The organism is Streptomyces ureilyticus, assembly GCF_011045025.1.
In the GTDB taxonomy this organism is placed as follows: domain Bacteria; phylum Actinomycetota; class Actinomycetes; order Streptomycetales; family Streptomycetaceae; genus Streptomyces; species Streptomyces ureilyticus.
Window position 1 is genome coordinate 1 of record NZ_JAAKZX010000149.1, and the last position, 24,008, is coordinate 24,008.

The 24,008-nt window shown below is 69.2% G+C and carries 20 protein-coding genes and 1 tRNA gene; 8 read left to right on the forward strand and 13 right to left on the reverse strand.

Going from position 1 to position 24,008, the window contains the following annotated elements:
* Positions 1-164: 164 nt before the first annotated feature.
* The 7 genes from G6048_RS33795 to G6048_RS33825 all read right to left on the reverse strand — a co-directional run bounded on the left by G6048_RS33795 (position 165) and on the right by G6048_RS33825 (position 5,881).
* A complete protein-coding gene (locus tag G6048_RS33795; RefSeq protein WP_165343414.1) occupies positions 165-650 on the reverse strand; it encodes a hypothetical protein in 486 nt (161 codons plus the stop codon).
* Between the two features lie 65 nt (positions 651-715).
* On the reverse strand, positions 716-1,318 hold the full coding sequence (gene pth, locus G6048_RS33800) for an aminoacyl-tRNA hydrolase (protein WP_165343415.1): 603 nt from the start codon (positions 1,316-1,318) through the stop codon (positions 716-718).
* A 158-nt stretch (positions 1,319-1,476) separates the two neighbouring features.
* Positions 1,477-2,070 carry a 50S ribosomal protein L25/general stress protein Ctc gene (locus tag G6048_RS33805; protein ID WP_165343416.1) on the reverse strand — a complete coding sequence of 198 codons (594 nt, stop codon included), beginning with the start codon at positions 2,068-2,070 and terminating at the stop codon, positions 1,477-1,479.
* Positions 2,071-2,249: 179 nt separating this feature from the next.
* A complete protein-coding gene (locus G6048_RS33810; protein WP_165343417.1) occupies positions 2,250-3,224 on the reverse strand; it encodes a ribose-phosphate diphosphokinase in 975 nt (324 codons plus the stop codon).
* 108 nt (positions 3,225-3,332) lie between these two features.
* On the reverse strand, positions 3,333-4,781 hold the full coding sequence (gene glmU, locus G6048_RS33815) for a bifunctional UDP-N-acetylglucosamine diphosphorylase/glucosamine-1-phosphate N-acetyltransferase GlmU (RefSeq protein WP_165343418.1): 1,449 nt from the start codon (positions 4,779-4,781) through the stop codon (positions 3,333-3,335).
* Positions 4,782-4,924: 143 nt separating this feature from the next.
* Positions 4,925-4,996, reverse strand: a tRNA-Gln gene (locus tag G6048_RS33820).
* Positions 4,982-5,881, reverse strand: a complete 900-nt coding sequence (locus tag G6048_RS33825) for a hypothetical protein (RefSeq protein WP_165343419.1) — start codon at positions 5,879-5,881, stop codon at positions 4,982-4,984. The genes G6048_RS33820 and G6048_RS33825 overlap by 15 nt, the downstream gene beginning before the upstream one ends.
* A gap of 167 nt (positions 5,882-6,048) precedes the next feature.
* Here G6048_RS33825 and G6048_RS33830 point away from each other — a divergent pair, with 167 nt between their 5' ends.
* Entirely contained in the window at positions 6,049-7,362 is a 1,314-nt protein-coding gene (locus tag G6048_RS33830; RefSeq protein WP_165343420.1) for a sensor histidine kinase, read from the forward strand.
* An 84-nt stretch (positions 7,363-7,446) separates the two neighbouring features.
* Here the strand turns inward: G6048_RS33830 and G6048_RS33835 are convergent, their stop codons facing one another.
* Together G6048_RS33835 and G6048_RS33840 are read right to left on the reverse strand one after the other, a co-directional pair.
* On the reverse strand, positions 7,447-7,944 hold the full coding sequence (locus tag G6048_RS33835; protein ID WP_165343421.1) for an SUKH-3 domain-containing protein: 498 nt from the start codon (positions 7,942-7,944) through the stop codon (positions 7,447-7,449).
* Positions 7,945-8,011: 67 nt separating this feature from the next.
* A complete protein-coding gene (locus tag G6048_RS33840) occupies positions 8,012-8,515 on the reverse strand; it encodes a YwqJ-related putative deaminase (protein ID WP_165343422.1) in 504 nt (167 codons plus the stop codon).
* A gap of 273 nt (positions 8,516-8,788) precedes the next feature.
* On the opposite strand from G6048_RS33840, the gene G6048_RS33845 reads away from it, so the two are divergent.
* The 3 genes from G6048_RS33845 (at position 8,789) to G6048_RS33855 (ending at position 14,069) form a co-directional block, all read left to right on the forward strand.
* Entirely contained in the window at positions 8,789-9,775 is a 987-nt protein-coding gene (locus G6048_RS33845) for an SMI1/KNR4 family protein (protein WP_165343423.1), read from the forward strand.
* Positions 9,776-9,782: 7 nt separating this feature from the next.
* Positions 9,783-12,968, forward strand: a complete 3,186-nt coding sequence (locus G6048_RS33850) for an SUKH-4 family immunity protein (protein WP_165343424.1) — start codon at positions 9,783-9,785, stop codon at positions 12,966-12,968.
* Positions 12,969-13,172: 204 nt separating this feature from the next.
* Positions 13,173-14,069: a coiled-coil domain-containing protein gene (locus tag G6048_RS33855; RefSeq protein ID WP_235990663.1), complete on the forward strand. Its 897-nt coding sequence runs from the start codon at positions 13,173-13,175 to the stop codon at positions 14,067-14,069.
* 23 nt (positions 14,070-14,092) lie between these two features.
* On the opposite strand, the gene G6048_RS33860 is transcribed toward G6048_RS33855, so the two are convergent.
* Positions 14,093-15,703 (reverse strand): sodium/solute symporter, encoded by a 1,611-nt coding sequence (locus G6048_RS33860; RefSeq protein WP_165343425.1) that lies wholly within the window; start codon positions 15,701-15,703, stop codon positions 14,093-14,095.
* Positions 15,700-16,137 (reverse strand): DUF485 domain-containing protein, encoded by a 438-nt coding sequence (locus G6048_RS33865; RefSeq protein WP_165343426.1) that lies wholly within the window; start codon positions 16,135-16,137, stop codon positions 15,700-15,702. Before G6048_RS33865 ends, G6048_RS33860 begins: the two co-directional genes overlap by 4 nt.
* Positions 16,138-16,628: 491 nt before the next feature.
* Here G6048_RS33865 and G6048_RS33870 point away from each other — a divergent pair, with 491 nt between their 5' ends.
* Complete coding sequence (locus G6048_RS33870) at positions 16,629-17,195, forward strand: GtrA family protein (RefSeq protein ID WP_165343427.1); 567 nt, start codon at positions 16,629-16,631, stop codon at positions 17,193-17,195.
* Positions 17,196-17,212: 17 nt separating this feature from the next.
* Here the strand turns inward: G6048_RS33870 and G6048_RS33875 are convergent, their stop codons facing one another.
* Positions 17,213-17,866, reverse strand: coding sequence for a SagB/ThcOx family dehydrogenase (locus tag G6048_RS33875; protein WP_165343428.1), 654 nt, complete (start codon positions 17,864-17,866; stop codon positions 17,213-17,215).
* 48 nt (positions 17,867-17,914) lie between these two features.
* Here G6048_RS33875 and G6048_RS33880 point away from each other — a divergent pair, with 48 nt between their 5' ends.
* The gene (locus G6048_RS33880; protein ID WP_165343429.1) at positions 17,915-18,340 is read left to right on the forward strand and encodes a VOC family protein; all 426 of its coding nucleotides are present in this window, start codon (positions 17,915-17,917) and stop codon (positions 18,338-18,340) included.
* A gap of 13 nt (positions 18,341-18,353) precedes the next feature.
* Here the strand turns inward: G6048_RS33880 and G6048_RS33885 are convergent, their stop codons facing one another.
* A complete protein-coding gene (locus tag G6048_RS33885; RefSeq protein WP_165343430.1) occupies positions 18,354-19,922 on the reverse strand; it encodes an MFS transporter in 1,569 nt (522 codons plus the stop codon).
* Positions 19,923-20,318: 396 nt separating this feature from the next.
* On the opposite strand from G6048_RS33885, the gene G6048_RS33890 reads away from it, so the two are divergent.
* Both G6048_RS33890 and G6048_RS33895 read left to right on the forward strand, forming a co-directional pair.
* Positions 20,319-21,107 carry an ABC transporter ATP-binding protein gene (locus G6048_RS33890; protein WP_165343431.1) on the forward strand — a complete coding sequence of 263 codons (789 nt, stop codon included), beginning with the start codon at positions 20,319-20,321 and terminating at the stop codon, positions 21,105-21,107.
* The gene (locus G6048_RS33895; protein WP_165343432.1) at positions 21,104-23,686 is read left to right on the forward strand and encodes an ABC transporter permease; all 2,583 of its coding nucleotides are present in this window, start codon (positions 21,104-21,106) and stop codon (positions 23,684-23,686) included. Before G6048_RS33890 ends, G6048_RS33895 begins: the two co-directional genes overlap by 4 nt.
* Positions 23,687-24,008: the final 322 nt, after the last annotated feature.

Here is a 24,008-nt window from a genome sequence, read left to right on the forward strand (position 1 = left end):
ATTTCAGCCCGTCCGGCGTTTGAGGACCGGGGGTCCGGGGGCTGGCCCCCGAATCGGGGTCCGGGGCGGAGCCCCGAAGGGGGTCTGGGGGTGCAGCCCCCAGCGGGGTCCAGGGGCGGAGCCCCTTGGTATGGGACGGGTAAGGGCGGCGGGGGCGAAACCCGTCACAGCGCCACGAACGCCGCCGTCAGCAGCGTCAACCCGGCGCCACCCAACAGCCACGCAAGCCGAGGCAACCGCAGCCCACCCGCCACCACCAGCGAAGCAAGCAGCAACGCACCCCCCAGGGGAACCCACGCATACAGCAGCCCGCCGGGCCCCGTGCGCACCACCTCGTTGCTCCCCGGCTTCACCACCACCGCGTACGTCTCACCCTTGTCCACCACCACCGTGCTCGAGATGGTCACCCGCTCACGCCCAGTGGACCCCGCCGACACCGGCGCATACGTCCCCGTACACCGATCGTCCGCACACCGAGTGACCGTCATCGTCCCCCGCTCACGCCCCTTGGTGAGCATCACATGCTGCGCGGTACCCCACGACGCCCAGACCCCGGCAATCAGCAGCAGCACCGCGACCGTCCCCATCGCCGCGAACCGCCCGAACCGCAGCGCGGAACCAGCGCTCGGGCGAGAGGTGAGGGCAGACATGGCGGCGATCCTTGGCCATCGCCCTGCGCTCGGTCAACTCCGACTAGGTCACACCGGGGGACAAGTCACGAGTTGTACGTACTCTGCGCCCGCGTCAGCCCATCGATCACCAGACACTCCACCGCATCCGTCGCCCGGTCCACGAAGTAGTCCAGCTCTTTGCGCTCCGCCGACGAGAAGTCCTTCAACACATAATCCGCAACCTGCATACGCCCCGGCGGCCGCCCGATCCCGAACCGCACCCGGTGATAGTCCGAACCCATCACCTTCGTCATCGACTTCAGCCCGTTGTGACCGTTGTCCCCACCACCGAGCTTCAGCCGCAGCACGCCATAGTCGATGTCCAGCTCGTCATGGATGGCGACGATGTTCGCGACCGGCACCTTGTAGAACTCCCGCAGGGCGTTCACCGGACCACCCGACAGATTCATGTACGACATCGGCTTGGCCACCACCACCCGCCGACTCCCCGGCCCAGGCGGCCCGATCCGCCCCTCCACCACCAGAGCCTGCGCCTTACCGGCCCGCTTGAACTTCCCCCCGATCCGCTCCGCCAGCAGATCAGCCACCACGAACCCCACGTTGTGCCGGTTCCCCGCATACTCGGACCCCGGATTACCCAGCCCCACCACCAACCAAGGGGCCCCTACGTCACTAGTCACGTGCATACCTCCTTCTATACGCGAACCAGCCGCCGCTCCCCGTAGGGAGCGGCGGCTGACACCGCTGTGGGCATACGTTCCGCAGGGCGGAACGGGTGGGCACAGCCCCAACCGCCGGGCGCCCTCATCAGAAGCGGTACGGCAAGTCAGGGCGCCCCGGAGGGTCAGGCTTCGGCAGTCTCGCCTTCGCCCTCACCCTCGCCCTCCGCCGGCTCCTCCGCCTGCGCGGCCAGAACCTGGAGAACCACCGCATCCTCGTCGATCGCCAGCGTCGTACCCTCCGGCAGCGGGACGTCCTTCGCCAGAATCGAGTCACCAGCCGCCAGGCCCTCGATGGACACGGTCACCGACTCCGGAATGTGCGTGGCCTCGGCCTCGACCGGCAGCGCGTTCAGCACATGCTCGACAAGGAAGGCACCCGGAGCCAGGTCGCCCTCGGTGTGCACGTAGATCTCGACGTTGACCTTCTCGCCACTGCGGACGAGCAGCAGGTCCACGTGCTCCAGGAAGCCCTTGATCGCGTCGCGCTGAACGGCCTTCGGAATCGCCAGCCGCTTCTTGCCGTCGATCTCGAGGGCAAGAAGAACGTTCGGCGTACGCAGCGCCAGCAGCAGATCGTGACCCGGCAGCGTCACATGAACCGGTTCGCCACCGTGGCCGTACAGCACACCGGGAACCTTGCTCTCACGGCGGATACGACGCGCCGCACCCTTGCCGAACTCGGTACGCGTCTCGGCGGCGAGCTTCACCTCGGCCATGCTCATCACTCCTCGTAGATAGGGGGAACGTGGTCACCCGGCCATACATCGGCCTGCTACGAAGAGCGCGTCGATTACGGACCGCCGTACCAGCGCCTTCACAACGCCGTACGGCCTCCCTCGCCGAGCAACTGTGACAGCTTACGCGGCGGGAAGGCCGTACCCGAAATCGATCTTGCCTACTGCTCCTCGAACAGGCTCGTCACCGAACCGTCCTCGAATACCTCACGCACCGCACTCGCGATCGTCGGCGCGATCGACAACACCCTGATCTTGTCGAGCTGCAACTCACCCGGCGTCGGCAGCGTGTTCGTGAAAATGAACTCACTGACCCTCGAGTTCTTCAGCCGATCCCCGGCCGGACCCGACAGCACACCATGCGTCGCCGTCACGATCACATCCTCCGCACCATGCGCGAACAACGCGTCCGCCGCCGCACAGATCGTGCCACCCGTATCGATCATGTCGTCGACCAGCACACACACCCGGCCCTCGACATCACCGACCACCTCATGCACGGTGACCTGATTCGCCACATCCTTGTCACGACGCTTGTGCACGATCGCCAGCGGAGCACCCAGCCGGTCACACCACCGGTCCGCCACCCGCACCCGGCCGGCATCCGGCGACACCACCGTCAGCTTCGTGCGGTCCACCTTCTTGCCCACATAGTCCGCGAGCAGCGGCAGAGCGAAGAGATGGTCCACCGGGCCGTCGAAGAAGCCCTGGATCTGGTCCGTGTGCAGATCGACCGTCAGTATCCGGTCCGCACCGGCCGACTTCATCAGATCCGCGACCAGACGCGCCGAAATCGGTTCACGTCCCCGGTGCTTCTTGTCCTGACGGGCGTAACCGTAGAACGGCACAATCACCGTGATGCTCCGAGCGGAAGCCCGCTTCAGAGCATCGATCATGATCAACTGTTCCATGATCCACTGATTGATCGGAGCCGTATGGCTCTGAATCACAAAGCAGTCCGCACCACGCGCCGACTCCTCGTAACGGACATAGATCTCACCGTTCGCGAAGTCATAGGCCCTCGTCGGGACAACCCCGACACCCAACTGCTCGGCGACCTCCTTGGCAAGCTCGGGGTGTGCGCGGCCGGAGAAGAACATCAACTTCTTCTCGCCGGTCGTCTTGATCCCGGTCACAGCACTGTCTCCTCAGAGGTATCTCAGCCGGTCGCCAACGGTGATCCCAGCCGGGTGTGCGGATGTGCACCTATCACGGTACGCCGTCGCAGACGCGCCGATTTCTGGTCAGCTTTCGCTTTCGGCCTCCCGGGAAGCCGCCTCAGCCGCCTTCGCGGCCGCGCTCCCCGGACGCTTCCGAGCCACCCAACCCTCGATATTCCGCTGCTGGCCCCGGGCCACGGCCAGCGAACCCGGCGGCACATCCTTCGTGATCACCGAACCCGCCGCGGTGTACGCGCCATCCCCAACCGTGACAGGCGCCACAAACATGTTGTCCGAACCCGTCTTGCAATGTGAACCCACCGTGGTGTGGTGCTTCGCCTCACCGTCGTAATTCACGAAGACACTCGCGGCACCGATATTCGTGTACTCACCGATGGTCGCGTCCCCGACGTACGAGAGATGCGGAACCTTCGTCCCCTCGCCGATCGAAGAGTTCTTGGTCTCGACATACGTACCGATCTTGGCCTTCAGCCCGATCCGGGTACCGGGACGCAGGTACGCGTACGGGCCCACGGACGCCTCAGGACCGACTTCGGCGCCGTTGGCCACCGTGTTGTCGACACGGGCCCCCGAACCGACCCGCGTGTCCGTGAGACGGCAATTCGGGCCGACCTCCGCACCCTCGCCCAGATGCGTGACACCGTGCAGCTGAGTGCCCGGATGCACGATCGCGTCCTGCTCGAACGTGACGGTGGCATCGATCCAGGTGGTGGCCGGGTCGACGACCGTCACCCCGGCGAGCATCGCCTGCTCCAGAAGCCGGTCGTTGAGAATCCGACGCGCCTCGGCAAGCTGCACCCGGTTGTTGATCCCCGCGATCTCACGATGATCGCCGGCCACGGAAGCCCCGACCCGGTGCCCGGCCTCGCGCAGGATGCCGAGCACATCGGTCAGATACTCCTCACCCTGACTGTTGTCCGTACGAACCTTCCCGAGCGCATCCGCCAGAAGCTGGCCATCGAACGCGAACACACCCGAATTGATCTCACGGACCGCACGCTGCGACTCGGTGGCGTCCTTGTGCTCGACGATCGCCGTGACGGCTCCGGAGACCCCGTCGCGCACAATCCGCCCGTACCCGGTCGCGTCCGGAACCTCGGCGGTCAGCACGGTGACGGCATTCCCGTCGGCGGAGTGCGTGGCGGCGAGCTTCTGCAGAGTCTCGCCACTGAGCAGGGGAGTGTCCCCGCAGACGACGACAACGGTCCCGTCGACGCCGCCGCCCAGCTCCTCCAGCCCCATCCGCACCGCATGCCCGGTCCCGTTCTGTTCGGCCTGCACAGCCGTACGCACACCCGGATCGATCTCAGCAAGATGCGCGGCCACCTTCTCCCGCGCATGCCCCACCACGACCACCAACTGCTCCGGCTCCAACTCCCGCGCGGCGGCAAGCACATGCCCCACAAGGGAACGGCCACAGATGTCGTGCAGAACCTTCGGTGTGGCCGACTTCATACGGGTGCCCTCACCCGCTGCGAGAACGACTACGGCTGCCGGGCGAATGGCGCTCACGGGTTTTGCCCTTCGGCTTCGATGACTGCGATGTCTGATGTCTTTGGGGTGCGGACATCGGCAGGATACCGGGGCGTTGTGCGGGGGAAATGTGAGCGGGGCCTGACCCCGTTTTCTTGGGGCAGGCCCCGAACCGAGAAGGGCTCCCCCGCCAGGACTCGAACCCGGACAGATGGCACCAAAAGCCACAGTGCTGCCAATTACACCACGGGGGAATAAAGCCGACCAAACCGGACATCTGGCTGGGTCGCCGTGTAGGCACCCAACACTATGCCGTACCAGGCGCCTTCCACGCGACGATACAACTCGGCGCTCTTGGCGACGTAGATGACCAAGCAGCCGCGGTAAGCGTCGTTCGTGTTCTTGCGGACAGTTCGAGGGTTGTGCTTCTTCAGGGTGGCTCGGCTGAACACGGACACGTCGACGCCCACGATGTCGGCCCAGTACTTCTCGGCGGCTTCCACGTCGGCGGTTTCGTGAATGCTGACCCGAAGGGTCAAGCGATCCCGCGCCACTTCGAGCAACTCCAGCCAGCGCAGGAAAAGCTTGATCATGTTGGGGTCGCTGTTGATGAACTGCAGGACCTCAGCGCGCCGGTACGGCTTGTCCTTGGAGCCCTCGGCCCAGTACAAGCCAACGCCGAGGAGGAACAGCTCGCGATCGGAGAGCTCGCCGACCGCCGCAGCTGCCGCCCGCTTGGCTTCCTCGCGCTCGCGGTCCTGAGAAGCGCGCAGTCGTGCGAGCCCAGCGTTCATGCGTGCTCGCTGTTCCTCCGGCGTGCACTTGGGTTCCGGGTGTGGCAGATCCCGTACCCATAGCGAGACCGAGCTCTTCGAGCAGCCCAGTTCGGCCTGGATCTGGTTGTACGTCCAGCCCTGGAGTCGTAGCTGCCGGGCCTTCTCGCGGAGGTCGTCCTTGGCCCTGGGGCGCTTCGTCCATTCCGGAGGTGGCTCGCCTTCGACGAGGCGCTGGAGGATCTCCTTGTTGTGAACCTGAAGCTTGTCCCGGATCTGCCGAAGGCTGTAGCCCTCGCGCCGCAGGGCGAGCGCCTGCTCCCGCAGCCCCTCGAAGTCGGCGTACTTGCCGTATGCGTGTGCCATGGGCATACCTTCTGGCCCGAATGGGGGCGCCAGGGTCGAAACGGTGCGCGATTCAGCAGTTCGAGGGATTTCTGTTGTTTTCGCTTCTGTTTGATTACGGGCTGTGGTGTAGGCCAGTGCAGAAAAGTCGCCGGAAAACCAGGTGCGGGCGCCCGTAGGCTGGAGGCATGACCACGACGGGGGAAGACCGCATCACGGCCGGGACGGGGCCGTGGTGGTGGGTGCGGTGGCGGAGTGCTTGGCTCGATGGTGGGCTTGCGGTGGCGTCTGCTGTCGAGTGTGGGTTCGAGGGGGTGCAGTTCGCGGGCGATGCCGGGTTGGCGGATCCGGTGGGCGTGGTTTTCGGGGTGTTGGCGGGGTCCGTACTGCTGTTGCGGCGTAGGTGGCCGATTGCTGTCGTGCTGGTGTCGATCGCGATCACGCCTGCCGCGATGGGCTTTTTGATGGGGATCGTCGCGCTCTACACGCTGGCCGCGTCGGAGTTGCCGCGGCGGATCATCGGTGCGCTGGCGTCGATGTCGATGGTCGGGGTGCTGATCGTCTCGTATGTGCGGGCGCATCAGGGTGTCGTACGCGGTGATGTGGCGTTCGGTGAGTGGGCCGTGCCGTTCTTGTCGCTGACGACCTCGCTGGGGCTGACCGCGCCGCCGATTCTGCTCGGTTTGTATGTGGGGGCGCGGCGGCGGCTGATGGAGAGCCTGCGGGAGCGGGCTGACTCCCTGGAGCGGGAGTTGCAGTTGCTGGCCGAGCGGGCGGAGGAGCGGGCCGAGTGGGCGCGGAACGAGGAGCGGACGCGGATCGCGCGTGAGATGCACGATGTGGTCGCGCACCGGGTGAGTTTGATGGTGGTGCATGCGGCGGCTCTGCAGGCCGTTGCCCGGAAGGATCCGGAGAAGGCGGTCAAGAACGCGGCGCTGGTGGGGGACATGGGCCGGCAGGCGTTGACGGAGCTGCGGGAGATGTTGGGGGTGTTGCGTACGGGGGATGGCTTGTCGCCGCGTACGCAGCCGGTGCCGCTCGCGGCGGTGGGTGCGGCGGCGGCTGCCGCCGCGTCCCGGGCCGTCGATGACGAGGGTGGCGACGGGCCGTGCCTGGCCGATCTGGACGAGTTGCTGGGGCAGTCGGCGGCGGCCGGTATGGCTGTGGATCTGTCGGTGGACGGCGATTCGCGTGCGTATGCGCCGGAGGTGGAGCAGACCGCGTATCGCGTGGTCCAGGAGGCGTTGACGAACGTGCACAAGCATGCGGCGGGTGCGAAGACGCATGTGCGGCTCGCGCATCGTTCGGCGGAGATCGCGATGCAGGTGGAGAACGAGCCGCCGCCGGAGCCGGAGGCGGCGTCGGACGCGCGTCTGCCGAGCGGGGGGAACGGTTTGGTGGGCATGAAGGAGCGGGTTGCCGCGCTGGGTGGGGTGTTTGTGTCGGGGCCGACGGACGCGGGTGGGTTCCGGGTGTCCGCGGTGATTCCCGCGGAGGGCTGAAAGGCCGAGGCCTGACCGCGAGGGAGGCCCTGGAGTCACTCCGGAGTCAGGCGCGCCGGCTGCGGACGAAAGAGTCCCCGGGCGTCAGCCCGTCGTCAGCCGTACCGGCTCGATGCCCGACAGCAGCCCCGTAAGCGCCCGGTCGACATCGGAACCCAGGTACCAGTCGCCGGTGTGGTCGAGCGTGTAGACGCGCCCTTCGGAGTCGATCGCGAGCAGCGCGCGGCTCTCGGATTCCTCGCCCAGTGGGCAGACCTGGGCGTCCAGGGCGCGGCCGAGGTCGGCGAGCGTGCGGGCCATGTGGAGGCCGTGCAGCGGGTCGAAGTGCAGCGGGGACGGGGCGACCTGGCGGCCTGGCCCCGAGACGGGCACGTGGAGTCCGCCGAATTCGGCCCATGCTTCGACGGCCGCCGGGAACACGGCGTGCCGGTGTCCGGCCGGCGACTCGTGGTTGCGCAGGGCGTCGGCCCAGTACTCGGCCTGCCTTATGTCCCAGCGGCCCGGCTGCCATCCGGCGGCGCGCAGTGCGGCGTCGACGGGTACGGGGAAGCGGGTCGTGGAGGTGGAGCGGTCGGCGTGCATGGGTCCTACGTTCGTCTGTGCGGCGGTGCTGCGCTGTGGATCATTGCGGGCGTATGTGTGGGAAGGGTCACTTCTCCGGTGTCGTCGGGTCGACGATGCGTACGCCGAAGTGGGCGCTGAGTGCGGCGCAGGAGCGGCAGGGTGCGGCGAAGCTGCCGTGCAGGGGGTCGCCGTCCTCGCGGATGTAGCGGGCGGTGAGTTTGGCGTTTTTGAGGGATTTGCGGGCTTCGCTGTTGGTCATGGGTTTGCGGGCGGCTCTTTTGGAGCGGGCCGCGTCGGCGGCGCCGAGGTGCCGGGAGATGAGGATGGTTTCGGCGCACCGGCCGGTGAAGCGGTCGCGCTGGGCGCTGGTGAGGGTGTCGAGGAAGTCTCGTACGAGGGGGTGGAGCTCGGGGAGTTGGTCGCCGCGGGCGGCGGTGCCGGTGAGGGTGGCGCCGCGTACGGAGAGGGCGGCGGCGACGGTGGGGAGTATGCCGTCGCGGCGGTGCTGGAGGGTGGGCGCGTGGGGGCGTTCGGTGGTGCTCCAGCCGACCCGTGGGTCACCTGATCTGCCCGTCTGTGTAGCGCTCATGATCTTGCTTCCTCCCCATCCCCACGGTGTGGCCGCTGTGGTCGCGACCCCCGGGTGCGGGGACAGAGTGCCAAACTCCGAGGCTGGTGCGGAAGCTGAGGCCACCCGACACGCGTGTTCTTCGTCGCAGGGTCACGGCGGGGTGACGGCAGGTCACGGTGGTGGAGGTCTGTGTTCGGGGGGTGGAACCGGAGGCCCGGTGACCGGTGTCGTACAACCGCATAGGCTGTCGGCATCCACGATCCAATCGGAACGCCGCAGGGGGCAACCGCCATGACGACAGGTCGGCTCGGGCAGCAAGCCGCGCCGCCGAACGCGGCTTATGCCGGGCAGGTCGTACATTTTCCGGATCCGGTCCGGGCTGCCCGTCACCCCAGAGGTGTACGGGTCGACGAGTACGGCTACCCCGACTTCTCGGACTATGCGCGTGCCGCGGCGGAGATCGCCGAGCCGCCCGAGGGCTTCGGTGTCGATGAGCTGCGGCTGACGGACTATGTGTCGGCGAACGCGGCGTTGGCGGCCACGGGGCATGACCTGTGGGACACGATTCCGCCGGTGGCGACTCCGCATGGCTGGACCTGGCATCACGTTCCGGGTTCGCGGCGGCTGGAGTTGGTGCCGGTCGAGGTGAAGGCCTTGCTGCGGCATCATGGCGGGCTCGCGACGGCGGCGGTCGACCAGAACAAGAGGGGTACGCGGCCGTTGCAGGAGACGCGGCCGGTGCACTTCGGGCTGCCGAAGACGTCGGTCGCGGTGAGCGAGCAGCTGGTGCAGGGCGTCGAGGAGGACCTGGGGTACCGGCTCCCAGGCGCCTATCGCACGTTTCTGAAGGCGGCGGGCGGCTGTGCTCCGGTGGGCGCCGCGCTGGACGCCGAGCTGGGTCTGCTGGTCGACCAGCCGTTCTTCACGGTGCGCGACGAGGCGGCCGTGAACGATCTCGTGTACGTCAACAAGTGTCTGCGCGACCACCTCACCAAGGATTACCTGGGAGTCGGCTTTGTGCAGGGCGGGTTGCTCGCGGTGAAGGTGAAGGGCGAGGGGGTCGGGTCGGTGTGGTTCTGCGCGTTCGACGACGCGCGTGACCAGGACGCGTGGCCCCCGGCGGAGCGGGTGCAGCGGCTGTTGCTGCCCTGTGGTGACGACTTCGACCAGTTCCTGGGCCGGCTGGCGGGCAATCCGCCGGAGCTGGAGACCGTGGCGAACCTGATGGTGGACGGCGGCTTCGCGCGAGCCGTGTCCGTCTCTTCGGTGGGGGAGTGAGCGTCCGATGGTGACCTTCGCGCAGGCGCAGGAGCGCGCGGAAGAGTGGATCAACGGTGATGTCCCCTCGTATCAGCATCGTGAGGTGCGGGTGCGGGAGTTCGAGCTCGGCTTCGTGGTCTGGGCGGAGGACCGGGCCGAGGGCCCGCGTTCCGACGGCGGCGCGCAGCGGCTGGTGATCGCGCGGGACAGCGGGGAGGCCACGTTGTGGCCCTCGCTGCCGGTGGGGGAGGTGATCCGCCGGTACGAGGAGGAGTACGGGCTGCCGGACGCGGCCCCCGAGCCGGCGCCGGCGCCTCCGGCGCGGGTGGATCTGAACCAGACGTCGTTCCTGCTGACTCCTCCGGAGTGGTTGCAGGAGGCGGCGGACCGGATGGGGATTCCGGACCGGCGGGAAGGGGCGGGTTCGCCTTCGGGGTCGGCTGGTTCGGCGGGTTCGCCTTCAAGGGCGGCCGGTTCGCCGGGCTCGCCTTCGAGTTCGGCCGGTGCGCCGGGTTCAGCCTCGGGCTCATCCGGTTCGTCTTCGGGTTCGCTCGGTTCGCCGGGTTCGTCCGATGGGGCGGGGGCTCGTCCGGCTGCCGCCGCCGCTGACGCCGGGGCCGCCAACGGGGCGTCGGGGAGCGGGAGTTCGCCGTCCGGTACGTCGCCGTCCGGGTCCTCCGCTCCCGGTGCTCCGTCGTGGCCGTCCGCCGGGGGCGGGTCCGAGCCGGGTTCCGGCGGCGGGCCCGGTACGCCTGCCGCGGCGACCCCGTGGGCCGGGACCGACACCAACGCCGACGTGGGCGAGGACCGTTCGGTGCCGCTGCCCGCGACGGTGTTCTCACCGCCGCTGAGCGAACCCGACGACGGCAGGACGCCACCGCCCACGCCACCGGACGCCAAGACCGCCCTGATGCAGGGCGGCAGCCAGCTTCCGCGCACGGCGGTGGGTCCGGCGGTCGACGGCGAGCAGTCGCCTGGCGCGCCGGGTACGCCTCCGCCTGGTGCTTCGCAGGGGGCGGGCGCGGCCGGTACTCCGCCGCCGCCTGGTTCGGCGTATGGGTATCCGCAGGGTCCCGGTGCGTCCGCTCCAGGTGGTGCACAGGGGGCCCCGCCTCCGGGTGCGCCTGGAACACCGCTTCCGGGTTCGGCGTACGGGTATCCCCAGGGCCCCGGTGCGCAGGGAGCCCCGCCTCCGGGTGCGCCCGGTACTCCGCCGCCGCCCGGTTCGTCGTCCGGCTACCCGCAGGCGCCCGGCGCCGCTCCGGGGACGCCTCCGCCCGCCGGTCCCCATGCCCCGCAGCCGCCCGCCGGTTCGGGCGGGCCGGGGCGGTCGTTGGCGCCGAATGCGGGTGACATCGCCGATGCCGCGACCAGCAAGGCGCAGTCGCCGCCGCGTGGGGCGCGTGGCGGTGGCGCGACTACGCCGCCTCCGCCGGGTGCGCCCGGGACGCCGGGGGCGCGGCCGGGCGGTCCGCCCGCGCCGTCCGGGCCCGGTGCGCCGGGTGCCTCGGGGGGCGGCGGGTACGTACCCACGCAACTCGTCTCGCAGCTTCCCTCTGACGGACCCGAGGGGCCGGGTGCGCCCGGCGGACCTGGTGCTCCGCAGCCGCCCGGTCCTCCCAGCCCTCCGAGCGGTACGCCCTCGGGTGGCGTCCACCACGCGGCCACGGTGTTCGCCGACCCGAACCAGCCCGGCGGCAGTTCCGGCGGCCCCGGTTCCGGCGGTCCCAAGCCGCCGGGCCCGCCCGGTGCCCCCGGCCAGCCGGGTACGCCTCCGCCGGGTGCGCCGCAGCCTCCGGGAGCCCCGGGCGCACCGGGTGCGCCGGCCGGTGGTGTCCACCACGCGGCGACCATGCTCTCCGGCCCCGGCCCTGGTGGCGCGTCCGGTCCCGGCGCACCGCAACCGCCGGGTGCTCCCGGGGCCCCGGGCACCACCCCCAAGCCGCCCGGCGCTCCGGGTGCCCCTGGCCAGCCCGGTCAGCCCTCAGGCTCCGGCGCCCCGAACTCTCCGAGCGGCACGCCCGCCGGTGGTGTCCACCACGCTCAGACGGTGCTGTCCGGCCCTGGTCCCGCGGGCCCGGGTACGCCCCCGCCGCCGCAGGCTCCCGGGATGCCGCCGGGTGCGCCGCCTCAGCAACCCGCGCCAGGCCATCCGGCACCAGGTCAGCCGATGCCGGGCCAGCCCCCGATGCCGGGCCAGCAGCCCCCGGCCTACGGCTACCCGCAGCAGGGCGGCCAGCCGACCGTCGGCCCCGGCTATCAGGCCGTACTCCGTTACCGCGCGCAGGACGGTTCCGAGCAGCAGCTCATCCGCCGCTCGGCGCCCGGCACCCCGCACCCGGAGTGGCAGATCCTCCACGAGCTGCGCGCGATGAACGTGCCCCCGCAGCAGGTGCTGGAGCTGCACACGGAGCTGGAGTCCTGCGAACTGCCGGGCGCCTACTGTGCGCGGATGATCCGCGAGAGCTGGCCCCAGGCGAGGATCACCAGCATCGCCCCGTACGGCACGGACCACGCGAGCCGTCAGCAGGGCATGGCCCAACTCCTCGCGCACCAGGGCGAGTTGCACCAGGTCGCGGACGGCCCCGCCCGGCCGGCACCGGTGCGTGCGCCGCTGCCGCCGGTGCAGCCCGCGCCGCCGGTCCCGCCGGAGGCGATCGGTCAGGAGCTGGCAGCGGCGTTCGGACCGGGGATCTTCCGGTTCGACCAGGCGGCGGTGTCCCGGCAGGGAGTGCCCCCGGTCGTGGCGCACACCCTGGTCGTGGCCGGACTGCCCGTGGACATGAACCCGTTCTTCTGGGCCCAGGCCCAGCCAGGCCGCCCGGTCCCGACCCTCGCTGAACTGGCCCAGGAACGCGGGGTGCAGCCGGCCTCGGACGCGGGCTCGTACCTCGTCATGGGCAGCGACTTCGGCAAGGCGATCTGCGTCCAGTACGGCACGGCGAACATCGTGGCCGTACCGGTCGAGGCGGGTCCGGGCGGTGCACCCATACCGCCGCAGTTCGTGAACACAGGGCTGCCGGAGTTCGCCCGCAGCCTGGCGCTGCTGGGCAGGATGTGGCGCCTGCGCTTCGGCCTGAACCAGGAGCAGGCGGGCCGCTGGACCGTCGACTTCCAGGCCCAGCTCGTCGCCCTCGACCCGGCGGCACTCGGTTCGCCGGAGAGCTGGTGGTCGGTGCTGCTGGAACAGATGTGGGACGGCTTGCTCTGACATCACCTTCCGCGTAGGGGCGGGCCCGGTCGACCGACCGGGCCCGCCCTTTTGTCATCCGGCCCCTATTTGTCATCCCACCCCTTTTGCCGTCCGGCCCCTTACTGTCTGAACGGGCGGAGTGTCGCATTATGAACACTTCCGTCTGATCTACCAGGATGTGCGGCACATCATGCTGTACGCCGCCGAAGAGGGGATTCGAGGATGAGCAGCGCATCGGGCGCATCGGTGTCGCCTCATGGCTTCATGGCCGTACGAGGCCGTGGTTACCGTCCCGAGCAGGTGGACGCGTACACCGCGGAACTCTCCCAGGACCGCGACGCCGCCTGGGAACGGGCCGCCCGCTTGACCGTACTGGCCAAGGAGATGGAGGCGGAGGCAGGCCGGCTGGCCGAGCGGATGGCCGCGCTCCCTCCGCAGACGTACGAGGCGCTCGGCGAAGGTGCCGCGCGCCTCTTCGAGCTCGTCAAGGAGGAGGCGGCGGCTGTCCGCGAGGACGCCCACCGGGACGCGAGGCGCGCCCTGGAGGAGGCGGAGTCCGAGTCCGACCGGGTACGTGAGGCGGCGCGGGCGGAGGCCGACGCGGTACGGGGCGAGGCCGACGAACGGGCGCGTCAGCGCCTGCTGGCCGCCCAGGCCGAGGCCGACGAACTGTGCATCGCCGCACGTCTGGAGGCGAAGGAGCAGCGCGGCGAGGCGCTGGCCGCGCTGCGTGACATGCGGGAACGCTCGGAGGCGAAGCTCGCCGAGCAGGCCAAGGAACACGCCGACCGCCTGGCGGAGCTCGACCGCGCGACAGCGGAACAGGAGTCCGCGCTCGACGCCCAGCACGCCCCGGAACTCTCCCGCGCGGAGGCGACGCTGGCCGAAGCCGAACGGGCCCTGTCCGAGGCCGAGTCCGCAACCCGGCACCTCCAGGAGGAAGCGGAGTCCCAGGCCGCAGCCCTCCTGGCAGAGGCCCAGGCCCGCGAAACGAGAATCGCCCACGAGACAGAACGCCTGCTCCGCGCGCACGCGGAGCAGAAAGAGGAAGTGCAGGCCCACATGAACCACGTAAGAGACAGCCTGGTGACGCTCACGGGGCAGGCACCGGGCGAATGAGGGTGCTCCGGCAGGGCTGTTGCCTAACGTTCCCGCCGGACCACCCCTGCCAGAATCCAGCCCTCGACCGCCTCGTACTGTCTCCGCTGTTCCTCCGCCTGCCGCCGCCCGGAAAGCACCGTCCCCAGCCATCCGAAGGCGAAGCCGAGCGGAATGGACAGCAACCCGGTCGTCGTGAACGGGAACCATGTGAAGTCATGGTCGGGGAACGCCGAAATGGGCGATCCGGAGACCAGGTTGGTCCCGGTCATCAGCACGAACGTACTGACCGAGCCGCCGATCAACGTGCAGAGCAGTCCCGCCCGTGTGTAGCGGCGCCAGAAGAGCCCGTACACCAGCGCGGGCGCGATTGCCGAAGCCCCGACGCAGAACGACAACGTCACCAGCGGCTGCAGACTCCGGTGCTGGACCAGCGTGGCCAGCAGAATCGTCGGCACGCCCACCGCCGCCGCGGACACCCGGGCCAGTGTCATCTCACGCCGGGGCGACAACTGCTTCCGGCCGTGCGCGAAGACGTCGTGCGCGAGGGAGTTGGCGCAGGCGAGGATCATCCCGGCCACGGACGCGAGCACGGTCAGGAAGATCGCGGTGGTGACGGTCGTGAACAACAGTGTCTCGGCCGTCGACACATCCGCCCCGAACACGGCCCGCGAGCCCAGCAGATAAGCGGTGTTGCCCTGCGGATCCACCGCGGTGATCGCGTCCCGCCCGATCATGGCGACCGTGCCGAACCCGACCACCGTGATGATCAGCACGAACAGCGCCACGGCCGGCACCGCCCACGACATCGACCGGCGCACCTCACGCGCACTGCCCGCGGTGTACATGCGCATGGTGATGTGCGGCAGCACCGCGGCGCCGAGGACCACCGTCAGCTCTGAGGTGATCATGTCCAGTTCGGGACTCGGCCCGCCCGCGAACTGCAGCCCCGAGCTGAGGAACGCCGGCCCCGCCCCGCTGCCCTCCGCCGCCGTGCTGAAGAGGCCGCCGAGGTTCCAGTCGAACTGGTTCAGGATGAGTACGGAGATGACGGCGCCGGAGCCGAGCAGCATCACGATCTTCAGGATCTGGATGAGCGCGGTGCCCTTCATGCCGCCGATCGCCGCGTAGCTGATCATCAGCGTGCCGAGCCCGATGATGCAGCCGGTCTTCAGCGAGTCGCTGGAGAAGCCGAGGAGAAACGCCAACAAATCGCCCGTACCCGCGAGTTGGACGAGCATCAGCGGCATCAGCGCGGCGAGCGTCACGACGCAGGCCGTGATGCGTACGGAGCGTCCCGGCATCCGCCGCGCGAACACGTCGCCCATGGTGAACCGGCCCGCGTTGCGCAGGGGTTCGGCCAGCAGGAACATCAGCAGCATCAGGGAGAGTGCGGTGCTCAGGGCGAGTACGACCCCGTCGTAGCCGAACAGCGCGATCACGCCGCCCGTACCGAGCACCGTCGCGGCGGAGATGTAGTCGCCCGCGATGGCGAGGCCGTTGCGCATGGGGGACATCGAGCTGTAGCCGGTGTAGAACTCGTCGAGGTCGTCGCGGTCGGGGCCGGTCATCACGCACAGCAGCAGAGTGATAGTGGCGATCACCGTGAACGCCACCAGTGACATCGCCTGCGCGGAACTGCTGAACCCGGTCATCGGCCGCCCTCCGCCCGCTTGGCGTCCAACTCGGCCTGTTTCCTTATTCGTTCGGCGATCGGGTCGACGCTGCGGCGGGCCGTGTACTCGTACAGCGCGATCGCCGCGCAGGTGACGGGCACCTGGATGAGCCCGAGCAGCAGTCCGAGCGGCAGCCCGTCGGTGACCTCCTGCGTCATGAACTCCGGCGCGTACGCGGACAGGACGAGAAAGAGCGTGAAGTACCCCAGCGCGGTGAGCGTCGCCACGCGCCGCTGCCACCGGTACGCGGTGCGCAGCACGCGAATGTCGCTGTGGTGGCCGAGCGCGACGTGGCGGTGGCGCGCGGGTTCGGGTTCCGGCTGCGGGTCTGGTGCCCAGGGGTAGGTGAAGTAGGAGGGCGACGAGTCGTGCGGCGGTGGAACTGGGTACGACGGGGAGGGGTCGTAGGACATCCCGGTCTTCCTTGCGTGGCTCGGGCCCGAGTACGCGAGTACGTGCGGGCCGCAGGGAATCTTGTGGTGGGAATGGGCGGGAACGAGCCACGCACGCTACTCGGCGCCCCTCAGATGCGCTGCCTTTTCACCAAACTGATCGGTCGGTATGCGCTTGCTGCGCTGACCTCGGGTGTTACCTCCGTTAACCCGTGTTGCCCCATTGGTCAGTTGTGATGAAAACGTGAACGTCGAGACGCCTGCCAGGGGCGCTCGGCCCCCTTCGTGGTCCTTGGGTGCCTCTGCTCTAGCGTTCACGTTCAATTCATTGCAACATTCTGAAGCCTGATGTTGCGTTAATCTCAGAGCCGTTGCAACGATTTCCTGGCTTTCACCTGCTCTGATATCGATAGTGCGCAACGAGTATGTTGCTAGATTAGTGAACGCAACGTAGCTTTTCCGTTATCGGAAACAAGGAGCTCAGCCGCTGAACCTCCAAAGGGGAACCCGCCATGAAGTCGCCACTCGCACAGAAGCCCGAGACGGCGACTTCGGCCACCCCTGGCCCCGTCGCCTCCTTCCTCCGGTTTGTGATCTCCGGAGGAGGCGTCGGGGTCCTGTCCAGCTTCGCGGTAACGCTGCTGGCCATGACCATGCCCTGGGCGGTCTCGAACGCGATCATCACCGTCGCCTCCACCCTGCTGTGCACCGAACTCCACGCCCGCTTCACCTTCGCCAAAGGCCGCAGCGCCGGATGGCGAGAGCACTGGCAGTCCGCGGGCTCGGCAACCGCCGCGTACACGGCGACGAGCGTCGCCATGTACGCCCTGCACCTGGCGCAGCCCTCCGCCGGCACGCTGACCGAGCAGATCGTCTACCTCGGCGCCTCCGGCCTCGCCGGCGCGGGCCGCTTCGTCATCCTGCGCCTCTACGTCTTCGCCGGCCGCCGCGCCCAGGCCGGCCGGACCACACGAGCGCTGGTGCGGCAGGGGAAGGCGGCCGCGCCCGACCCGGCGGGACTGCGGCAGTCGTCGAGCAAGGCCTGGCCGAACGGCTCGCGGCCAGAGCTGGCGGCGTGAGCCCCGTTTGAGCGCGGTCACGCGTCGGGGCCGGCCGGGTGGCCCACCCCGAGCAGCGCCAGCGGGTGCTGTCCCGAGGGCACGATCGCGGGGGCGAGGCCGAGGAGCCGGTCATCGTCGAAGCCGGCGACGAGTACCGTGCCGAGGCCTGACTCGGTGGCCTGGAGGTAGACGTTCTGGCTGGAGTGGCCGGCCTCCAGCCATACGTACCGCCGGCCCCGTCGGCCTTGCGGCGGCTGGTCGGCGAAGTGGCGTGTGGCCGTGTCCATGTCGCCGCTGAGCAGCAGCAGGGCCGCCGCGTGGCGCAGCCACTCGTGGTCGGCGAGGGTGGTGCGGGCGACGCGGTCGCGGTGATCGCCGTCGGCGACCAGGGTCAGTACGTGCCGTTCGGCGTCGTACCGGTAGGCCCCGGCGGCCAGGCCGTCCACGTTGCCCGCCACCACGGTGAGGGCCAGGGGATACAACGCGTGCGCCGATGGGCATGTGCGACGCCCGTCGCCGGTTCGCCCCTGGGCCGCCCACGCCAGGCGTGCGATCTGGGCGAGGCCCAGGGGCTGGGAGCTGAAGCTGCGTGTGCTGCGTCGCCGTATGAGTAGGGATTCCAGGCGCGCCAGGTCCTCGGTCGCAGTCGTAGGCCGAACAGGCTCCAGGAGCACTTCTCGTTGTGTCATCGCCCAAGGCAAGCACGTCCTGCGCACCCTTCACGACACACTGAAGTCATGAACGCAGACGACAAAAACCTTCTGGCTCGGGGGAGCGTCGCAACCAGGCTCCCCGCCCAGGACCTGGACCGGGCGCGGCGTTTCTACTCCGAGCAGCTCGGCCTGGAGCCCGTCGACGAGCGGCCCGGCGGGCTGTTGTACCGGTGCGGGGGCGTGGAGTTCGCGCTGTTCAAGTCGACGGGAGCTTCTCCCGGCACCTTCACACAGATGGGGTGGCAGGTCGACGACATCGAGGCAGTCGTGGCGGAGCTGAAGCGGCGCGGCGTGGTGTTCGAGGAGGTCGACGTGCCCGGGTTCCGGACGAGGAACGGAATCGCGGACATCGACGGGCACTATCCGAGCAAGGGCGCACGCGGCGAACGCGCCGTCTGGTTCCGCGACAGTGAAGGGAACCTTCTGGGTATCGGCGAGCCGGTCTTCTGACGAAACCGCGCAGTCACGAATCGGCGGCGCTCTTGAGTATCGGAAAGCGTCGCGGTGCCATCAACAGCAGGACCAGGAAGGCGAGTCCGGCCGCGCAGGCCGCTCCGTAGTAGACCGCGTGGACCGCGTCGGCGACCGCGTGGCGGACGTGGTCGGAGGGGGCGCCCGAGCCGAGGGAGCGGGTGACCGCGTCGAGGTCGCCGGCGCCGCCCAGGCGGGTGGCGAGCACGCCGTTGGCGATCGCTCCGAACAGGGCCGCGCCCAGCGTCTGGCCGGTCTGGCGGCAGAAGAGTACGGAACCGGTGGCCGTGCCGCGTTCGGACCAGACGACGATCGACTGGACGCCTATGAGCAGGGGGAGTTGGAACAGGCCGAGCGCTGCGCCGAGCAGGAGCATGAGCAGGGCCGGCTGCCAGGGTTCGCCGGGATAGGGCAGGAACGGGAACGCGAGCAGGAGCAGCGCGGCCGTGCCGATGCCGATCAGCGCCGAGTTGCGGAAACCGATCCTGCGGTACACATGCTGGCTGAGCGCCGCCGACACCGGCCAGCTCAACGTCCATACGGAGAGCACGAATCCGGCCGCTATCGGAGCGAGGCCGAGGACCGCCTGGGCGTAGGTCGGGAGGAAGACCGTCGGCGCCACCATCAGCAGCCCCAGCGCGCCGAGCGCCAGATTGACCGCCGCGATGGTGCGGCGGCGCCAGACCCAGCCGGGGATGATCGGTTCGGCGGCCCGGCGTTCGATGACCACGGTGAGTGCGACGAGGGCAAGTCCCGTACCCAGCAATGCGATTGAGGGGGCGGACAGCCAGGGCCACGCGACTCCTCCCTGCACCAGTGCCGTCAGCAGTACGCCGCCGCACGCGAAGACCGCGAGCGCGCCCGCCCAGTCGATACGGGGACGGGGGCCGGGCGTCCGCGCGGGTTCGTGGAGGTGACGGACGATCAGCCAGAGGGCCAGCGCGCCGATCGGCAGGTTGATGAGGAAGATCCACCGCCAGTCCGCGTACGCCGCGAGGACGCCGCCGACCGCCGGACCCGCGACCGCCGAGGTCGCCCAGACCGTGGACAACTTCGCCTGGATCTTCGGGCGTTGCTTCAGCGGGTAGAGATCGGCGGCGAGCGTCTGGACGGTCCCTTGGAGGGCGCCGCCGCCGAGACCCTGGACGATACGGAAGGCGATGAGCGCCGCCATGTTCCAGGCGAGCGCGCAGAGCAGGGAGCCGAGCAGGAAGATGGCCGCGCCCGCGATCAGTACGGGCTTGCGGCCGAAGGTGTCGGAGAGCTTGCCGTAGACGGGCAGCGTGACCGTCACGGCCAGCAGATAGCCCGAGAACAGCCAGGAGAACACGGAGAAGCCGCCGAGGTCGCCCACGATCTGCGGCACCGCGGTCGACACGATCGTGGAGTCGAGCGCGGCCAGGCCCATCGCGAGCATGAGGGCGGCGACGACGGCACGGCGTTTACGGGGGTCGACCGGCCCGGCGGCCGATGGCGCGGACGGTGCGTCGGTGTCCGGCCCTGGCCCCGGCCCCGGTCCCTGGGTTTCCTCCTGACTCACGGATTTCCTTTCCCCCTGCATCTATCTGCCGGAGGACACTCTCCCACTTCAGCCTCAACCTGTGGGAGGTATGTGGGAGGGATGACGCCGACTGGCCTCAAGAGTGCAGCCGACCCTTAGTACCCCTCCGCCGCCGGGTGGAGATCCCGTAGGGGTACCTCCGTACTACGGACCGGGGAGGCTTGGTACCGCCGGAGGACGAGACGCCCCATGCCCCCTCCTTAACCTGGCTTTACGCCGCTGAGGGCGGAGTACCGCAGCTCCGGAGGTGGGGTTTACCCCAGGAAAAGACTGCGCTGAGCACCAGCGCGCCGGACCCCCTCCCGCCGACAGACTCATTCACGTAGCAGCGCACCCAGAACACCCAGAGCGTGCAGAGCGCGCACGTCACTTGCTGACCGACTTAGGAGACATACCGTGACTACGGCTGTAAGCATTCCCAGGCACGGGGGCACTGGAGGGCGAACGGCCGTTGCCGCGCGGGCGCGGCAGGTCGTCAAGGCATACGGGTCCGGGGAGACCCGCGTCGTCGCCCTGGACCACGTCGACGTGGACATTTCGCGGGGCCAGTTCACCGCGATCATGGGCCCCTCGGGGTCCGGCAAGTCCACGCTGATGCACTGCCTCGCAGGCCTCGACACCGTTACCTCCGGGCAGATCTACCTGGACGAGACGGAGATCACCGGGCTCAAGGACAAGAAGCTCACGAAGCTGCGCCGGGACCGGATCGGCTTCATCTTCCAGGCGTTCAACCTGCTGCCGACGCTGAACGCGCTCGAGAACATCACGCTGCCCATGGACATAGCGGGCCGTAAGCCGGACAAGGGCTGGCTCAGTCAGGTCGTCGAGACCGTCGGCCTGAGCGACCGGCTCAAGCACCGGCCGACCCAGCTCTCCGGCGGCCAGCAGCAACGCGTCGCCGTGGCACGGGCGTTGGCCGCCCGGCCCGAGATCATCTTCGGTGACGAGCCGACCGGGAACCTCGACTCCCGGGCCGGCGCCGAGGTGCTCGGCTTCCTGCGGCGCTCCGTCGACGAGCTCGGCCAGACCATCGTGATGGTCACCCACGACCCGGTGGCCGCCTCGTACGCGGACCGGGTGCTGTACCTGGCCGACGGCCGGATCGTCGACGAGATGTGGAAGCCAACCGCCGAAACAGTCCTGGACCGGATGAAGGACTTCGACGCCCGGGGGCGTACGTCATGACCGTCATGAAGACCTCGATGCGCAACTTCTTCGCGCACAAGGGACGTATGGCCCTCTCGGCCGTGGCGGTCCTGCTGTCGGTGGCGTTCGTCTGCGGCACGCTCGTCTTCACCGACACGATGAACACGACGTTCGACAAGCTCTTCGCGGCCACCTCGTCCGACGTCCAGGTCAGCGCCAAGGGCGCCTCGGACACCGGTGAGACCCAGGCCGACAACGGCAAGCCGCCAGTCATGCCCGCGTCCGTGCTGGGCGAGGTGCGCAAGGCGGAGGGGGTCAAGTCCGCCGAGGGCACCGTCTTCTCCACCTCGGTGACCGTCGTCGACGCCGACAAGGACAGCCTCTCGCCCTCGGGCGGCGCCCCGACCATCGTCGGCAACTGGAACGCCAACGACGCCCGCACCATGAAGATCTCCTCCGGCAACGCCCCGCGCGGACCGGACCAGATCATGGTCGACGCCGACACCGCCGACAAACACCACCTCAAGCTCGGCGACGAGATCGGCGTCATCACGGCGGTGGGCACGCACCGTGCCAAGGTCTCGGGCTTCGCGGAGTTCGAGGTCACCAACCCGGGCGCCGCGATCTTCTACCTGGACACGAAGACCGCGCAGAAGGTCCTGGTCGGCGACACCGGCGTCTACACCAACGTCAACGTCACCGCAGCCTCCGGCTTCAGTGACGCCCAGGTGAAGAAGAACGTCACGGCCGCGCTCGACAGCGGCTACCAGATCCAGACGGCCAAGGAGGTCGCGGACGCCAACGCCAAGGACGTCGGCGAGTTCATGGGCGTGATGAAGTACGCGATGCTCGGCTTCGCCGGGATCGCCTTCCTCGTCGGCATCTTCCTGATCATCAACACCTTCTCGATGCTGGTCGCCCAGCGGACTCGCGAGATCGGCCTGATGCGGGCCGTCGGGTCGAGCCGCCGGCAGGTCAACCGGTCCGTGCTGGCCGAGGCGCTGCTGCTCGGTGTCTTCGGCTCGGTGCTGGGAGTCGGTGCGGGCGTGGGCCTGGCCGTCGGCCTGATGAAGCTCATGGGCGCCACCGGCATGAACCTCTCCACCGACGACCTCACCGTCGCCTGGACCACCCCGGTGGTCGGCCTGCTGCTCGGCGTCGTGGTCACCGTGCTCGCCGCGTACCTGCCCGCCCGGCGGGCCGGCAAGGTCTCGCCGATGGCGGCGCTACGGGACTCCGGGGCGCCAGTGGACGCCAAGTCCGGTGTCATACGGGCCCTGCTGGGCCTGGTCCTGACAGGCGCCGGCGGTTACGGGCTCTACCTCGCCTCCCAGGCCGACAAGGCCGGCGAGGGCTCGATGTGGCTGGGCGGCGGCGTGGTGCTGTCACTGATCGGCTTCGTCGTCATCGGCCCGCTGCTCGCGAGCGGCGTGGTGCGGGTGCTGGGCGCCGTGGTGCTGCGGATCTTCGGCCCGGTCGGACGGATGGCCGAGCGGAACGCGCTGCGCAACCCGCGTCGTACGGGGGCGACCGGCGCCGCGCTCATGATCGGCCTCGCACTGGTCGCATGCCTGTCGGTGGTCGGCTCGTCGATGGTCGCGTCGGCCACGGACGAGCTGGACAAGACCGTCGGTACGGACTTCATCATCCAGTCCGACAGCGGCCAGCTGATCACGCCGCAGGCCGTGCAGGCGGCCAAGTCGGCGAAGGGCCTGGAGGGAGTCACCGAGTACAAGTGGACCCAGGCCGACTTCACCACCCCCGACGGCAAGACGCTCAAGGAAACGGCTATCACGGCGGCCGACCCGAGCTACGCCACGGACCTGAACACCGAGACGGTCGCCGGCAACCTCAAGGACGCCTACCTGCCCAACTCGATGTCCGTCCACGAGGACTTCGCCAAGAGCCACGGCATCAAGCTCGGCTCCAAGATCACCGTCGCCTTCGAGGCCGGCGGTGAGCCGGCCCGGCTGACGGTCCGCGCGATCACCAGCAGTGAGGCCGTCATCGACCAGGGGGCCATGTACACATCCATCGACACGATGGCCAAGTACGTCCCCGCCGCCAAGATGCCGCTCGACATGATGGTCTTCGCCTCGGCGAAGGACGGCCAGGAAGCGGCCGCGTACAAGTCGCTGAAGACCGCGCTGGACGACTACCCGCAGTACACCGTCCGCGACCAGACCGACTACAAGGAAGCGCTGAAGGACCAGATAGGCCAGCTCCTGAATATGATCTACGGCCTGCTGGCCCTGGCGATCATCGTCGCCATCCTGGGCGTGGTGAACACCCTGGCGCTGTCGGTGGTGGAGCGGACGAGGGAGATCGGCCTGATGCGGGCGATCGGCCTCTCGCGGCGCCAACTCCGGCGCATGATCCGCCTGGAGTCGGTGGTGATCGCCCTGTTCGGCGCCCTCCTGGGCCTCGGCCTGGGCATGGGCTGGGGCGCGACCGCCCAGCAACTCCTCGCCCTCGAGGGCATGAAGGTCCTGGAGATCCCATGGCCGACGATCACCGGGGTGTTCCTGGGGTCCGCGTTCGTGGGTCTGTTCGCGGCACTGGTACCGGCGTTCAGGGCGGGCCGGATGAACGTACTGAACGCGATCGCTACGGAGTAGCTGCGCAGGCTGCTGTGTACGGGGGTACGGGGGTACGGGGGAAGGAGCCCGGCGCTGGGGAGCGCCGGGCTCCTTCAGTTTTTCGTTGTCGACTGACGGTGCGTTGTGGCTGGTCGCGCTCCGCGGGGCGCCTCCGGCGGTTGGGCAGGTGCGGGCACGCAGTGGCTGGCGAGCATGGTGGCTGCTGAGCCTCGTGACTGACGGTTCCGGGAGCGCCCCATCAGGGGCGCGGGGCTGCGACATCAGCGGCTCCGCCGCAGGGCGCGACCAGCCACAACGCACCCGCAGCCGCACACGATCCCCACACTCCGCCCCGGTAGGC

Coding starts and splice junctions, on each gene's coding strand:
- G6048_RS33795 (WP_165343414.1), bottom strand. CDS start 650: ATGTCTGCCCTCACCTCTCGCCCGAGCGCTGGTTCCGCGCTGCGGTTC.
- pth (WP_165343415.1), bottom strand. CDS start 1,318: ATGCACGTGACTAGTGACGTAGGGGCCCCTTGGTTGGTGGTGGGGCTG.
- G6048_RS33805 (WP_165343416.1), bottom strand. CDS start 2,070: ATGGCCGAGGTGAAGCTCGCCGCCGAGACGCGTACCGAGTTCGGCAAG.
- G6048_RS33825 (WP_165343419.1), bottom strand. CDS start 5,881: ATGGCACACGCATACGGCAAGTACGCCGACTTCGAGGGGCTGCGGGAG.
- G6048_RS33830 (WP_165343420.1), top strand. CDS start 6,049: ATGACCACGACGGGGGAAGACCGCATCACGGCCGGGACGGGGCCGTGG.
- G6048_RS33835 (WP_165343421.1), bottom strand. CDS start 7,944: ATGCACGCCGACCGCTCCACCTCCACGACCCGCTTCCCCGTACCCGTC.
- G6048_RS33840 (WP_165343422.1), bottom strand. CDS start 8,515: ATGAGCGCTACACAGACGGGCAGATCAGGTGACCCACGGGTCGGCTGG.
- G6048_RS33845 (WP_165343423.1), top strand. CDS start 8,789: ATGACGACAGGTCGGCTCGGGCAGCAAGCCGCGCCGCCGAACGCGGCT.
- G6048_RS33850 (WP_165343424.1), top strand. CDS start 9,783: ATGGTGACCTTCGCGCAGGCGCAGGAGCGCGCGGAAGAGTGGATCAAC.
- G6048_RS33855 (WP_235990663.1), top strand. CDS start 13,173: ATGAGCAGCGCATCGGGCGCATCGGTGTCGCCTCATGGCTTCATGGCC.
- G6048_RS33860 (WP_165343425.1), bottom strand. CDS start 15,703: ATGACCGGGTTCAGCAGTTCCGCGCAGGCGATGTCACTGGTGGCGTTC.
- G6048_RS33865 (WP_165343426.1), bottom strand. CDS start 16,137: ATGTCCTACGACCCCTCCCCGTCGTACCCAGTTCCACCGCCGCACGAC.
- G6048_RS33870 (WP_165343427.1), top strand. CDS start 16,629: ATGAAGTCGCCACTCGCACAGAAGCCCGAGACGGCGACTTCGGCCACC.
- G6048_RS33875 (WP_165343428.1), bottom strand. CDS start 17,866: ATGACACAACGAGAAGTGCTCCTGGAGCCTGTTCGGCCTACGACTGCG.
- G6048_RS33880 (WP_165343429.1), top strand. CDS start 17,915: ATGAACGCAGACGACAAAAACCTTCTGGCTCGGGGGAGCGTCGCAACC.
- G6048_RS33885 (WP_165343430.1), bottom strand. CDS start 19,922: ATGCAGGGGGAAAGGAAATCCGTGAGTCAGGAGGAAACCCAGGGACCG.
- G6048_RS33895 (WP_165343432.1), top strand. CDS start 21,104: ATGACCGTCATGAAGACCTCGATGCGCAACTTCTTCGCGCACAAGGGA.